Below are 14,604 nucleotides of genomic sequence, written 5' to 3' on the forward strand. Positions count from 1 at the left end.
GCATTGTTTATGACCCCACAGAATTAAGTGTTCAATTTAATTGAACATGTGCCAATACCGGAAGGTGGTCAGAGATATGCTTATTATTTTCCATGCGGTCATCAATATGCATATACCTGTTTACGGTTGCATTCTTTATTAATACATAGTCTATCCTATCCGTAAGGTTTTTTTTATGATCAAACCCGTTAAACGTACCAGTTGGCCCATAAAAGGGTTGTCTGGAAATTGATTGGCCGTCTTGTAGCACATTTTTTAAATATTGAATTGGTGCTTCTTGGGGTTTTAAATTTAAATCACCCATAAGTATAACGGGTAAATTTTCTGTGTTGAGCTCTTTTATTTTAGCCACGATCAACTGTGCGGATTTTTCCCTGGCTAACGTTCCCCTGTGGTCAAAATGTGTGTTGAACACCCAAAATTGCTTTTGCGTTTGTAGGTCTTGGAATAAGGCATAGGTACATATTCGTTCTAGTGCCGCATCCCACCCCACAGAAATTTTTTGGGGAGTATCGGACAGCCAAAAAGTTTCACTTTGTATCATTTTATATTTAGATACATTGAATAAAATAGGGGAATACTCGCCCTTTGTTTTGCCATCTTCACGACCCACGCCAACGTAATTGAATCCTTTTAGATGTTGGTTCAAATAACTCAATTGTCTGTCCAACACCTCTTGCATACCCACAATCCCCGGCTGATAATGTGTAATTAGATTAACCATGGCTTCTTTTCTATCGTTCCAATTATTTATGGTGTCACCGGTATTGTCATATTTAATGTTATAGCTCATTACTATGGCATCTTGTGCTATAGTAGTTGTTGTAAATAGTAGAAATATTAATATTTGAAGCGCAATTTTCATTTGTTGAATTTATAGGTTGTTTTCGCTTTATGAAGATAATGATATTGTTATTGTTTTCACTCACGAATAAGGTGAAATTCAAAGTATAAACGCTTTCTTAACAACTGTTATTTATTGCTTTTTGTATTTTCACGGTATGGAGGTAAAAGGCTATTTACATCAAATACATCCCGTGCTTCCCGTTTGGGATGTTGTAGAGGCGTTGGATTTTTATGTCAACCGTTTGGGTTTTAGGATTGCATTTGCGGATGATGCCAAAAAACCTAAGTATGCCGGGGTCATAAGAGATGCTATAGAAATACATTTACAATGGCACGATGTTAAGGAATGGGAATTGGAAATTGATCGGCCCATGTTGCGTATCGTTACCCAAAATATCCAAGCATTGTATAATGAATACGCAGAAATGGATATTTTTAATCCCCACACCTTATTGCGAGAAACGGCGTGGGGTACCAAGGAATTTGCCTTTTACGATCCCTTTAAAAATGGTTTGACCTTTTATAGGGATATATAATATAAGTTAATTTAAAAATTTGATTATCAGATAAATAGAATAATAAATGAAAGTATTGTTTATTGGTGGAACCGGAAATATAAGTACACCTAGTAGTAAATTGGCCATTGCAAACGGAATAGATTTATATGTGTTGAACAGGGGCAAGGCAAAAGTTGAGCTCAAAGGTGCACAATCCATAATAGGTGACATCAATAAACCCGAGGAATTAAGCGAATTAAAAAAACATGATTGGGATGTTGTGGTCAATTGGATCGCGTTTACCAAAGAAGATATTGAACGTGATATTGAACTATTTAGTGGAAAGACCAAACAATATATATTTATTAGTTCCGCGTCTTGTTACCAGACTCCGTTAAGTTATCCGGTAATCACTGAATCTACGCCGTTGCACAATCCGTTATGGGATTATTCACAGGATAAAATTGCTTGTGAGGACCGTTTGCAGCAAGAATACCGAAATAATGGATTCCCTATTACAATTGTAAGGCCATCATTGACCTATGACACGGTCATACCTATAGCTATTGGCGGATTTGATAAATTTAATACCGCTCAACGTATATTGAACGGTAAGGAAATTATAGTTCATGGTGATGGTACCTCTCTTTGGACAGTAACCCATTCCGATGATTTTGCAAAAGGCTTCGTTGGTCTGTTAGGTTTACAAACGGCTATAGGACATGCATTTCACATTACCTCTGATGAAGTGCTAAGCTGGAACATGATTTATAAAATTTTAGCCGATGCCCTGGGCAAAAAGGCGAAAATAGTCCATATAGCATCAGATTTCATATGCAAGAAAGAACCATCGTTTACAGGAACATTATTAGCGGATAAGGCAGAAAGTGTACTTTTTGATAATACTAAAATAAAAACCTTTGTACCGGGTTTTAAAGCTACAATTCCATTTTCGGAAGGGATAAAGAGGACCGTAAAGTGGTTGTTAGAGCATCCAGAACTTCAAAACATAGATGAAGAGACAGAGGCTAAGATTGAGAATGTGTTAAAGGCTTATAAAGGTTTGTAGATTTTTGAGAGCACTAGCAGATTGATTCACCATTTGTATTGCCCACCTCTAGACCCTGCATGGAGGGGAATAGTTTATTGCTTTAAAAGAACTTTGGGTAGATTATTGTTGTTTTTAAAACTTCAAATTTGCCAGAAACCCACAAACTAAAACGTGTTTTCCCCTCTTGGGAGGAGATTAAGGGTTGGGTTCTTTGAGTCTGCTGAATTTTTTCTTTACTGTGAAATTATAATAAAAGTATACATTGTGCACAATCATTTTCTTCACCGTGGAGTGGTAAGTGATGAGTAATTATATACTAACTTGAATCTTACTTTTCATGATGCTCTAAATAATTATCTATTCTATGATATAGGAGTGCAGCATCTCTTTTAGCATACTCAAGCCTACTTAAAATAGAATAGGCATACGTTAATTCTGAATTAGTGAGTTGGTAAAATTTATCCTTACGCATCATTTTTAAAAGAATGGGGATTTCGGTGGGACTTACGGAATCTGGAAATTTAGGGTTATATACTTTATATGAGTTCATAAAATGCGGATAATCACTACGTGCATCTGCACCATATTCATATAAGAATTCTAAATTTAAATAGTACGCAACAATCTCATCACGAATGTCTTGGTCTGAGATTAGACTAATATTACCGGTACTTGATAATTCATTATAAGTTCTGTTATTAGGGGTAAGCCTGCCGATGCCATAAATACCACCATAAGCTACATCATTTATAAATGTGATGGTATCGGTTGGTATAATACCGTTCAGATAATAATTTTTAGCTTTATTTAAGCCTTGTATTTTTTTATCACCTCTTTTAAACCAACTCCTTTCAAAATATAATGAATCCGATAGTAAATCTTCTTGAATGTTCTTGAGGTAATTCAGTTCTACTTCTCTGCTTTTACGAGACTCATTCCAATTATTAATCTGTAATGCAATCAATATTCCAAAAACAACGAGAAAAATTTCACCGATGGCGTATTTTAAGTACTTGGAGACTTTGCCTTCTTCGAGCAGGTTTCTTCGGATTTTTCTAAAGAAATTAATCATTGGTCAATTGTTCTGATTTCTGGGCGTCAAATTGATTTATTTTAGAGTGCATTCAATTTTTAATAGGAGCTTCAGGAACTTTACTATATAATACATTTGCTGCAGCTTCATACTTATCTCCTTTTATCCAATAAGGCCTTTCTGGGTCATTGGCAATAGAACGACCGGAAAGTATATATCCTTTATAAAATTTTACCAAGTAATCATAGTCTAAACTATTGGCCTCATCAGCAGCCTGATGATAGTATTTGTTTATTTCATCATCAAAGGCATCAAAACCTGTAGAGTATGTAGGAGAAGGGATACCGACTCTGGCAAAGCTTACATTATCACTTCGGTCAAAGAGCCCTTCTTCCGGGGCTACCTCATCAATATCCAAAGCTTTTAACCCAAAGGTCTTAGCACCTTTAATCATTTTGTTTTTAGCAGTGGTACGGTTTAACCCGGCAATCGTAGCTAAGCTTGTATTATTGTAACCGCCGCCGTCTGTATTGAAGCAGTAAATCATTTGATGTAATGGTATAACCGGGTTTTCTACGTAATACCTACTACCTAAAAGTCCTAATTCTTCACCTGTAAATAAGATAAATAGAGCTGAGCGTTTGGTAGGATACTTGGATAAATTTTCTGCCATTGATAAAACTGCTGTGGTTCCAATAGCGTTGTCTCTGGCGCCATTGTAAATACTATCACCTTGTGCATCGGGTGTGCCAATACCAATATGATCATAATGGGCAGAATAGATAATATACTCCTCCTTTAGCTTTGTGTCCGTTCCTTCCAATACTCCAATTACGTTTTGCGTTTTTAGTATTTCATTTTGGATTCCCGCACTCTTAATTTTTATTGGTATGGATTCGTTACCAAGTTTTGCTAAGTTTTCAGGAGAAGTCTGTACCCATAAAAAAAGCGGTAAAGGTTCTTTTTCACTTTCTGTTAGACTTGTACGCTCCTCAAAAGCATGTTTAAAACGTGGCCATAAAGCAGTATCAAAAGAACCAACTTCAATTAAACCCCTTGCACCATTATGTATTGCTAGTTCCCGTTTAGGTGCTCTACTACGTAGGGCAGGTCTCAATTCATTATTTTCTGGAGTACCAGCCTTTACAATAATTATTTTACCTTTTACATCTTTGCCTTTATAATCTTCTTCAAGACCATAATTAAGATAGATGGCATCCTCTTCACTATCAATGGCATCTATATCAAAAGCAACCACTTCAGGATAGTTTTGTCCACCAAATGAAAGTTCTATGTCTTCGGACAAAAAGTAATGGTGCAAATCTACATTTTGATAGTACGTTCCATTTTTGGGGTTGGGCTTAAGACCATATCCTCTTAATGTGTTGGCTAAGTATGATGCGGCTATTTTCAATTCTGGAGAACCGGTAGCGCGTCCTTTTAATGCATCATCTGCCAAAAAGTAAATATGGCCCTCAATTTCGTTCTTATTAACGGTTTCCTCGGCTATTTCTGAATCTGTCTGTGCAGCAACAAAGGTAGATATGGAAAGTCCTAGAATAGTAAATATTATTTTTATGGATTTCATACTTTTATTTTTTTAAATGGTTATACTGTCGTTTGCCTATTTACAGTTTCTAGCTCCGTCCAAAAGGCTTTTGGCCAATTACTGTTAATCCAATGATATAAAACTATAGTTTGTATTTGGATGTTCTTTGTTAAAAATAATACTAGAATCCATAGCTTTTAAATGAAATATACGCCAATTAATAGCGCATTGAATAATTCGCAATAAATTTTAAAAATTTTAGAAGTACTACATAATTAGTAAAAATAATTTAGAATATTGAATGATTTAGGCTTGAAATTTTGATATTATGAAATTGAATTATGTTGAAATCCATAATAATGATTTTCAACTATATTTTTCATATATTTACGTGAGTGCCAGCCGTTTCCCCTTAAGGTTGTCTAAACCAAAAATTAAAAGATGGAAACAAAAATAGGTATTGGTTTTAGCAACCAGACAGTATCTGAACGTGCTGGAATTGAAGCTGCGAACCTAGCTCTCCAAAATGGAAATATAAAAAGACCTGATTTTGCTCTTATTTTTAGTGGAGGCAAACATGATCCCAACGAGTTTTTAAAAGGTGTAAACCAAGTTTTACCTAATGTTGCCAAGGCAGGCGGTTCTTCCTTCGGTATTATTACAGATGATTTTATTGGTTATGATGGTTTTGAAGTAGGTGTAACCGTATTCAGCTCTGACAACATTCGGTTTCAAACATTTGCCGCTGGAAATCTTAAGGAAGATGAGTACGCAGTAGGGGATAAACTTGGTAAAAAAATTAAAGAAGCCATTAGTGACGACTCCCAAGGTTTATTTGTGTTCTATGATTCCAGTAAGCAGCAAAATCCTCCAATGCTAAATTTTGCAACACCCCTTTTTGCTGCTTTAGAAAAATACTTGCCCTCAGGGCTTGCAGTAGCTGGAGGTGGTTTTTTGGCGGATATGATGCTGAGTTCTTGTTACCAGTATATAGATAATAACGTGTACACCCAAAATGCTATTGGAATTTTAATGTCTGGTAATTTTACTATGGACGTTGCAATATTGCACGGTTGCCAACCTTGTAGTGACTATATTACGGTTACAAAAACGAACGGACCAGTATTGTTAGAAATTGACAACCAACCAGCATTAGAAGTCATAGATGGATTACTTGGTGGTAATCACGGTATAAATGTCAAGGACTTTGCCATGAACGTAACCCTTGGTGTAAATAGAGGCGATAAATTCAGCGCGTTTAAAGAAAGTGAATACGCCAATAGACTTACCCTGGCAGTTGATGAAGAAAATAAGGCTTTAATAATGTTTGAACCGGACCTTAAAGAGGGAACCGAGGTTCAATTAATGAGACGTAATTTGGATTCTAACTACGTAACAGATGTTATTAATGTGTTGAAAGAAAAAAATCCAAATCCTTCGTTTGCTTTTTATATTAACTGTGGGGGTAGGGCAAAACCCTTCTCTGGCGTTGGATTCGAAGATGCGGAAGAAGTACGTAACAATTTAAACGGAATTCCATTGGCTGGATTTTATTCAGGTGTGGAAGTTGCCAAAGTAGGTGAGCATTTACAAGCCCTTGATTGGACAGGTGTTTTATGTGTATTTTCAGAGTTATAATTTAAATAAATGAGTTCAACAACACATACAGAGTCAGCGCAGAAAGAAATTGATTACTATAAAGAAAGACTTAAAAAACTGACAAGTTCTTATATGTCTTTGGAGTATAGAAATGCTGCATTGGCAAAAGATGTATTGGAAATGAGTGAGGGGCTTAAGGTAATTTCTTCCTTACAGTATAAAAAAGATTCTGGCCTAAAGTTAGAAGAACTTTTAGATTTTCTTACGGAAAATATCAATGTTCGTTTAAAAATGGATGTAACGCTGTTACTTATCCCAGAAAATGAAATGAACCAATCTTTTAAGCCTAAGTTTATAAAGGCATTTAACGGCTATAATAAAGAAGCAATTTTAAAAAAAAGTGTTTCTTTCAATACTGATTTTGTAGAAAGTAAATCCTATATCATTAGTGATGACAATGAAAATTACAAAGATTTTATATCAAAAATTAGGCAAGTATTAGAAATAGACCATTTTATTTTATCCCCTATAATTAATACGGAAGAAATAATTGGTTACATATTTACTGGAAGAAGATCTCAATTATTACAGACCGGCACAGGATTGGTATCATATCACCACAATATTTTGGAAGCTATTAGTAGTGTAATTTCAGCTTTAAGAAGTCAAATAGATCGTAATAAAATTCTAGAAAAAAAAGTAGCAAAAAGAACGGCAGAATTGCGGAAAGAAAAGGAAATAAGCGAAAAACTTTTGTTGAATATACTTCCTTATGAAACTACGCTTGAGCTTAAGAAAAATGGGTTTGCAAAAGCTAAGGATTACAGTGTAGTAACTGTACTTTTTACTGACTTTGTCAATTTCACCTCGTTCAGTGAAGGCTTGGAATCACAAGAATTAGTAGCGGAAATCGATTTTTACTATAGTGCTTTTGATAACATCATCAGTAAGTATGAGATTGAGAAAATTAAAACGATCGGTGATAGCTATATGTGCGCCGCGGGGTTACCCGTTAAAAATTTTACACATGCTATAGATGCCATTAATACGGCACTGGATATACGTGATTTTGTAGAAAAAACGAAATTGGAACGAATAAAAGAGAACAAGCATTATTTTGATATTAGAATTGGCCTTAATAGTGGTCCGGTTATAGCCGGTATTGTAGGTATAAAGAAATTTGCCTATGACATATGGGGCGATACTGTTAATATAGCATCCCGGATGGAATCTAGTTGCGAACCTGGTAAAATAAATATAAGTAAATCTACATATGACTTGGTTTGGAAAGATTTTGATTGCACGCATAGGGGCGCCATAAATGTTAAAAACAAGGGAGTAATAGATATGTATTTCGTAGAGAGATTAAGCTGATTTATCGCTTATAACAGCTAGCTTACGCTAACAACGTTTTGGTTCTCGCCAGGGATAATGCCTTGATTATTTTATAAAAATAACTTTAGAACCATACCATGAGCCAATTTAATTTTCCACGTATCAATTTTCATGGCAGCGTATTGTTAGACGTTGCTACAGCAAATAATGGTCGCTTTCATCCTTTAAAAGTGTATGACCAAAACGCAGCTTTACCTTATTTTCCACCAAGAGTATATTTATTAAAAGACCAAGTTGCATATGTTAAACTAACTTGGCCGCAGTTCCCGGTAATTTCAGATGGAGAAGAATTCTATGTGGAAATTACCCCTATAAGCAATGCTGATATTTTTATTGAGTGGTCTAAATGTAATATTGGTACTTATGATAAAGACAAACAGTTTTTGGAGTTTTACCTATATACTTTTTTATCTGATAACGGAATTACAAAAGACTCACCCAATTGGATACAACCCGGATATTGGAACTATTATGGTGATATGAGTGTTTATACGGAAGATGTGAGAATAACAGGTGTACAGTTACCTAATGGAAATGGTGTAAGTACATGGAGTCCAGGAAATACAAATGGTTGTCCTCCTATTTTATCTCAAATATTAGGAACATCTCTTTCCTTTCACACCGATTTTTTTGCAGAAGACCCAAGATCATCTGCTGTTTTTTGTGATGTGGATAGCGAGGGTCAGACTTGTACCCAATTATTTTATGGAAAAGCGGGAATTTACGATGATTCTAACGGGCAGCAACGAACCTTTTTCAATGGTAAACCATGTAAGTCTACATTTAATTGGATGACATTGAGTAAGATGCTGAATTGGATGGATAAAAGTTTAATGCCAATGAGTGGTGCTACCTATTTTTATTCTACAATAGATTTAACAAATACGGATAGTACAAGTAACAATTACAATGACCCAGAACTTCAGGCATTGTTTAACCAATATGCCGGACAAAATGTTACTGCACTTTCTATGAAAATTTCAGTGCATGAAGTTTATGAAGTCCACAATCCAGATTACGGTAAAATGCCTACAACGCCTATGGGTAATAATCAAACTAAAGTGCCTAAAAACCCGGCCAGAGTAGCTTTTTCAGGATCTATATGTCCTTATGTGGATGGTGATATGAAAACCAATACCATAGCTAGAATATTGAAGAATCCACCATCTGTGAATATTCCTATTGACAATACGGACAATAAAATTAAACCGCCAACGGTAAAAGAAGGCTTAAAATTCGTTCCAAACAAGTTAAAGGTACCTACCTCTGTTCAACTGCCACCGTCATTTCTTCATCATGACCAAATAAACAATATAATTTCTTTGGATATGATAAACAGCATACCGGAATATGGTATGGATTTAGGAGTTCCTTATCCCTATGGAGGCGATACTTCTATACCTCCATTTACGAAATTCGAAAATTATGATTTAGGAGTAATAAGTCTCTACTTTATGCAAAGAGGCAGTAGTATTCCTAGTTTGATAGGCAGTATAAGTCATAGTGAACATTATAATTATGAAAGGTTTATCAGTATTGGAGGGGTTTTTAATTTTCCTACTAAACCAGGAGTTGATTTTACCAATGGTACTTTCTATCTAAGTACGCCAACACAAAAAATAGCAGTGGAAGATGAATATCTTATATTGAGTGATCAACAAGGTTCTTATGCGGAACAAAATCAAAGTTCAAATGAAGGATATATGTCCGATGGTTTACCCAAGGGGCCTATATTTATCAGGGCTTTCAAAAATGGTATACCTATAAAAAAAGAGGAGCCTTGTCAAGGTTGGGTACAAACCATCAATTTAGCTGAAGAATCTAAATCTCAAATGCCCATTTCAATTTATGACGGAATGCCATTTTCATATCCGGTAGATAAACCTGGGTGTTGCATGTATGGTTTTGCAGCTACCACATCTCAACTAATGCCTGGAGATTGGAGTAAATTGGAATATTTTCTTTCCAATGGTTATTTTATAACAACACGCGTGTTGGAATATAGTACAAAACTTCAAAATCTTTTAGCCCAATCCTCCATAACATTTGATGATATTTATGAAAATGTATTGGTCAATTACCATACGGTATTACCTATTATGGCAGTAATCTTACCCTTTACTGAAGAAACATGGAGAGAGCCGTGGGTATTAAGAAGAATGCTCGCCTCCATAGCCGAAACCAGTTGGAACGGCCCTATGTATATGCCGGTAACTAGGGAACTTTCTGCACAGCAAAGACAATTACTGCAAAAGTGGGCATATCAAATTTTAGGGAATGAAAATCAAGAAGCATGATCAACACACAAAATTTATGGGGTATTGTCTGTTTTATAATAGTGCTATTTACTTTAGGCTGTAAAGAAAACAAGACCAAACAAGTACAAATTAAAAATAATCTGCAATTGCATGTTGCCGCTCATTTAGAAAAGGCGAAAATAGATGATGAGGTGCCAGATGTGTTTCAAGTAAGTGTACGTGAGGCAGAGATGAATTTTAAAATCCCGGCATTTCAGAGTGCAGCTGTTGCCAAATATGATGGTAAATGGTTGCTTATTGGGGGCAGAACTGTTGGTTTGCATAGTTTGGATAATGATCCGCCCGCTTTTAGGAAGGATAAAGCAAACGATTCTATTTGGGTAATAGATCTAGAAAGCCAACAAAGCATTGGTGTACCTGTACCAAAGGAATATGGTAGAAATCTATCGGCAACAAGTCAACAATATTATCAGGTTAATGAAAAATTGTACTTGGCAGGAGGTTTTACCGTAAAGGATACGTCAGCCGTAAATAATTGGACCTCTGATCTATTTTTTGAAATTGATCTTCCATCCTTAATTGATTATGTAACTAATAATGCCACAATACCGTTAGAACAAGTTTTTACCAAAGTTATTCAAAATCCTTATGTGCAGGTAACTGGGGGCGAAATGATGGTCGTTAACAATAATTTCTACATTATAGGTGGTCAAAATTATCAGCAGGCCTATGTTCCAGGTTATACTGGAGTTTATACGAATGCAATACGAAAATTTAGTTTGCTGAATAATAATGGAATTTGGCAATTGAGCGATACCTTAACACTAGAGGATAGTGAAAATCTACACAGAAGGGACTTTAACATGACGGAAACGGTTATGTACGGAAATGATTCCATAGGGGCGGTAATTTACGGTGGGGTATTTACAGATAATGAAATGGCCTACAGGAACCCCGTTTATATAAATGGTTTGGTATCGGGTATACCTACTATTGAAATTGACACCAGCTTTCATCAAAAAACAAACCTGTACACCGGTGCTAAGATACAAGCTGCACTTTTTTATAACGACAAGGGTTGGTTTTACAATCATACCACATTTTTAGGGGGTATATCCTATATGACGTTAAAGCCGGGTGCAGATAGTTTATCGGTACCCGAAATGGGTAACGAATTGCCTTTTTCCAATGTGATTTCTTCATTTTTAACAGATGGGGAATTTTATTCAATTGAAAAAGTACAATTACCACCTAATGAAATCTTACCTACCTATTTGGGTACTAATGCAACGTTTTTTGCAAATCCTGGGTTTGCATTAAAAGGACATCCAGAAATATTGGATTTAAATAAGATATTTAATAACATAGATTTTAATCAACCAGTTTCTATAGGTTATATGTATGGTGGTATATTGTCACCTGTTCCTAATACTTTTACAAGTAACGGGCATATGAGTACATCAACAAATAAAAAACTTTATGAAGTTTTTATGACCATGAAAATACCTGGAAGTTAATAAAGGACATGTTTAAAATAGACTAAACAGTTATCCAAAAATATTTTGGGAACATACATATCCTAACGTATTGGTTTTACCAATTTTGTATATTAATACACTATGTTAGTTAAATAAAAACTTAAGCATGGTAAAAATAATACTGGCACCAAGAAGGGCAAAGAGGCCAAATGCTAAAAAGCGTATAGCCAAGTTTACACATTTAAATTTATATGCGGAGATTTTGGAAATAATAAAAATTTGCTGACCCAATTGATCAAAAAGTTCTTCTTCTTTTAAACTGATATTATAAAAGGTTTGCGAAAACTCGTGTATAGTTCCAAATTTTGATATGATATCTCCAAAAAAGAAAATATTAGGGTCGTATTGGGCTTCTATTTTTGGTATAAAGCAGCGAACGCTAAAGTAAATTGAAATAATAGTGCATAGCATCCAAATGCCCAATAAGATTAATATGAGGATATTGCTCACTTCGTCCTGTAATACGGCCGTAATATTTTGATAAATGATATTCAGTAAAATACCATAAAAAGATAAAATTAAACCCGCTTTTATCTCAGATGCCTTTATTAAGCTAAAAACATAATTGATGCTGCCCCAATAATGATCTACAAGCTCTTCGGTATGTGCACTTTTTCCCTTAACCAATGTGCCTACCTTTTTTTTAGCATCTTTTTGTGTTTTGGTCTGTTTTTCCATTTTAGGGGTATAATAATTAATTATTTCTGAGGCCTTATCTTACTTTTTATTTCTTGTAAGGTTAACATTTTTTGAGAGGACCTATTTTCTTTTGCAAAAGCAGTATGGTAATCATGATTTTCTAAGAAATCCACCTGTACTTGTAACCATTCTTCTTTTGTTTCTAAAACATTGTAATAAATAAATTCTTTAAATAATTCCTTGCTCAATTTATTATAATCTGTTCTTCCAAGATAATCTAAATCGGCATCTGCTAAAATTTCTTCATAAAAAGTGGTTGGTTTTTGAGGAACTTTAGTAGCCCTTATTAAACCATTAACCGTGGCAATTTGTCTTTCATTAAGTTCCTTTTTTAAAAAAGGTTCAATTTCTTTAATACCTAATTCTTCATGATTAACTGGAGAAATTAAATAACCTATATCATGACTTATTGCAGCAATACGAATTAAATCTGCGTTGTCTTTGTCAATTGCATAGTGAGAAATATATGTATTACAAACATTGGCTACATCTATAGTGTGTAATATGCTATGATAAGTTAGATGACAAGGCCATTTGTCTTTCATATAAGAAAGAATTTCTAAACTTAAATTGGGGTAAGATGCTTTATTATGTAAGTGTGTAACCATTGTATGGTAACGAAATTTGAAAAAAATAAAATTTATATTTTCAATTTACGATTTATAGAATAAAAATCATTTTGTTTTAAATACTATTCGGGTTAAACATGTTATTCTATTACATTATAAACAGTAAGAGGTTGCGCTTTGTTTTTCATGTTAATACTACCAAGGTTCTCACATTTAAAAGCTTCTTTAACCTGCTCATAGCAACCTTCGCAGATAATTATTTGATTTTCCTTTGCGGCATCTTGCAACCTAGCGGCCGTATTTACGGTATCGCCAATTACGGTGTAATCTAGACGCTTAAGAGTGGCGGAACCAATATTGCCCGAAATCATTTCACCACTTTTAATACCTATGGAAACCTTTGGCTGGTATGTTTCTTTGCCTTCCTCTTTGGGTAAAAGGTTCACTTGATTTCTAATGGCAAGAGCGGCATCAATGGCGCGATCTAAATGATATTCTCCTCTAAATACGGCCATTACGGCATCACCTATAAATTTATCTATAATACCATTCTGTTCCATAATTTCTTTGACCATGGCATCAAAATAAGTGTTGAGCATGGTGACTACTACATCCGGACTTGTAGTTTCACTTATTTTTGTGAATCCACATACATCTACGAACATGACCGTGCCTTCAATGCTTTCGTTTGCCATGATCTTTGACTCGTACTCCTGTCCCCCCATGAAATTAAGCACGTTTTCATCCACGTACATTTTAAGGATATTATTTTCCTTAATTGCCTGTAGTGTCTTTCTTATTTCTTTGGCATGCTTCAGGGTTTTCTCCATGGTCAAAGTAAGGTCCTCAAAATTGATGGGCTTGGTAATGAAGTCAAAAGCACCACGGTTCATGGCCACACGAATATTTTCCATATCACCATAGGCGGAAACAATGACCGCTTTAATAAGCGGACTGGATTCATGCAATTCTGAGAGTAGGGTAAGACCGTCCATCTCTGGCATGTTGATATCGCTCAAAACAATATCCACCCCTGGATGTTCAGCAAGTTTATCCAATGCATCCTTCCCGTTTACCGCAAAGACAAATTCATATTCGTTTTGCCGTATTTGCTTCCTAAATTTTTGTTTGATGAGTATCTCTAAGTCCGTCTCATCATCTACTACCATTATCTTTGCCATAGTCTTACGTTAAGGTTATCAGCTTATCTTTAAGGAGAGAAAAATCTAAAGGTTTGGTTAGAAAGTCGTCCGCACCTAGATTTTTTGCCATTGTTCTATTTTCATCATCTCCATAGGCGGTAATCATCATAACCATAGGAGGCGGTTTTACATAATTTTTTTTGATGGTATCTAATAATTCCAATCCGCTCATACCAGGCATATTAATGTCAGATAATATAAGTACTGCTTCATGTTCCATTGCTTTCATTAAGTTTAAGGCTTCTTCGCCAGAAAAGGCAAATACAAACTCTAATTCTTCTTTTCGTATTTCTTTTCTAAAACGCTGTTGAAAAAGCACTTTAACATCTTGTTCGTCATCTACAACTAATATTTTCATAAGGTAGTTT

Annotated in this window: 13 protein-coding genes; 6 read left to right on the forward strand and 7 right to left on the reverse strand. The window is 35.0% G+C overall.

The window, feature by feature from the left end:
* Nucleotides 1-31: 31 nt before the first annotated feature.
* Nucleotides 32-865 carry an endonuclease/exonuclease/phosphatase family protein gene (locus tag CHB68_RS06285; RefSeq protein WP_245838846.1) on the reverse strand — a complete coding sequence of 278 codons (834 nt, stop codon included), beginning with the start codon at nucleotides 863-865 and terminating at the stop codon, nucleotides 32-34.
* A 136-nt stretch (nucleotides 866-1,001) separates the two neighbouring features.
* Here CHB68_RS06285 and CHB68_RS06290 point away from each other — a divergent pair, with 136 nt between their 5' ends.
* Both CHB68_RS06290 and CHB68_RS06295 read left to right on the forward strand, forming a co-directional pair.
* A complete protein-coding gene (locus tag CHB68_RS06290; RefSeq protein ID WP_089260019.1) occupies nucleotides 1,002-1,382 on the forward strand; it encodes a glyoxalase superfamily protein in 381 nt (126 codons plus the stop codon).
* A gap of 46 nt (nucleotides 1,383-1,428) precedes the next feature.
* Complete coding sequence (locus CHB68_RS06295) at nucleotides 1,429-2,412, forward strand: SDR family oxidoreductase (protein WP_089260020.1); 984 nt, start codon at nucleotides 1,429-1,431, stop codon at nucleotides 2,410-2,412.
* Between the two features lie 310 nt (nucleotides 2,413-2,722).
* On the opposite strand, the gene CHB68_RS06300 is transcribed toward CHB68_RS06295, so the two are convergent.
* Complete coding sequence (locus CHB68_RS06300) at nucleotides 2,723-3,466, reverse strand: DUF6090 family protein (RefSeq protein WP_089260021.1); 744 nt, start codon at nucleotides 3,464-3,466, stop codon at nucleotides 2,723-2,725.
* A 52-nt stretch (nucleotides 3,467-3,518) separates the two neighbouring features.
* Nucleotides 3,519-5,015: a M28 family peptidase gene (locus CHB68_RS06305; RefSeq protein WP_089260022.1), complete on the reverse strand. Its 1,497-nt coding sequence runs from the start codon at nucleotides 5,013-5,015 to the stop codon at nucleotides 3,519-3,521.
* Nucleotides 5,016-5,417: 402 nt separating this feature from the next.
* On the opposite strand from CHB68_RS06305, the gene CHB68_RS06310 reads away from it, so the two are divergent.
* The 4 genes from CHB68_RS06310 to CHB68_RS06325 all read left to right on the forward strand — a co-directional run bounded on the left by CHB68_RS06310 (nucleotide 5,418) and on the right by CHB68_RS06325 (nucleotide 11,745).
* Complete coding sequence (locus tag CHB68_RS06310) at nucleotides 5,418-6,614, forward strand: FIST signal transduction protein (protein ID WP_089260023.1); 1,197 nt, start codon at nucleotides 5,418-5,420, stop codon at nucleotides 6,612-6,614.
* Between the two features lie 9 nt (nucleotides 6,615-6,623).
* Nucleotides 6,624-7,949: an adenylate/guanylate cyclase domain-containing protein gene (locus CHB68_RS06315; protein WP_089260024.1), complete on the forward strand. Its 1,326-nt coding sequence runs from the start codon at nucleotides 6,624-6,626 to the stop codon at nucleotides 7,947-7,949.
* 98 nt (nucleotides 7,950-8,047) lie between these two features.
* Nucleotides 8,048-10,267, forward strand: a complete 2,220-nt coding sequence (locus tag CHB68_RS06320; RefSeq protein ID WP_089260025.1) for a hypothetical protein — start codon at nucleotides 8,048-8,050, stop codon at nucleotides 10,265-10,267.
* The gene (locus tag CHB68_RS06325; protein WP_089260026.1) at nucleotides 10,264-11,745 is read left to right on the forward strand and encodes a hypothetical protein; all 1,482 of its coding nucleotides are present in this window, start codon (nucleotides 10,264-10,266) and stop codon (nucleotides 11,743-11,745) included. The genes CHB68_RS06320 and CHB68_RS06325 overlap by 4 nt, the downstream gene beginning before the upstream one ends.
* A gap of 105 nt (nucleotides 11,746-11,850) precedes the next feature.
* On the opposite strand, the gene CHB68_RS06330 is transcribed toward CHB68_RS06325, so the two are convergent.
* The 4 genes from CHB68_RS06330 to CHB68_RS06345 all read right to left on the reverse strand — a co-directional run bounded on the left by CHB68_RS06330 (nucleotide 11,851) and on the right by CHB68_RS06345 (nucleotide 14,594).
* Nucleotides 11,851-12,444 carry a Pycsar system effector family protein gene (locus CHB68_RS06330; RefSeq protein ID WP_222430287.1) on the reverse strand — a complete coding sequence of 198 codons (594 nt, stop codon included), beginning with the start codon at nucleotides 12,442-12,444 and terminating at the stop codon, nucleotides 11,851-11,853.
* Nucleotides 12,445-12,464: 20 nt separating this feature from the next.
* On the reverse strand, nucleotides 12,465-13,010 hold the full coding sequence (locus CHB68_RS06335) for an HD domain-containing protein (RefSeq protein ID WP_245838848.1): 546 nt from the start codon (nucleotides 13,008-13,010) through the stop codon (nucleotides 12,465-12,467).
* 164 nt (nucleotides 13,011-13,174) lie between these two features.
* Nucleotides 13,175-14,215, reverse strand: coding sequence for an adenylate/guanylate cyclase domain-containing protein (locus CHB68_RS06340; protein WP_089260028.1), 1,041 nt, complete (start codon nucleotides 14,213-14,215; stop codon nucleotides 13,175-13,177).
* Nucleotides 14,216-14,219: 4 nt separating this feature from the next.
* Nucleotides 14,220-14,594 (reverse strand): response regulator, encoded by a 375-nt coding sequence (locus CHB68_RS06345; protein WP_047245016.1) that lies wholly within the window; start codon nucleotides 14,592-14,594, stop codon nucleotides 14,220-14,222.
* Nucleotides 14,595-14,604 lie beyond the last annotated feature (10 nt).

It is taken from the genome of Maribacter sedimenticola (assembly GCF_900188415.1).
In the GTDB taxonomy this organism is placed as follows: Bacteria; Bacteroidota; Bacteroidia; order Flavobacteriales; family Flavobacteriaceae; genus Maribacter; species Maribacter sedimenticola.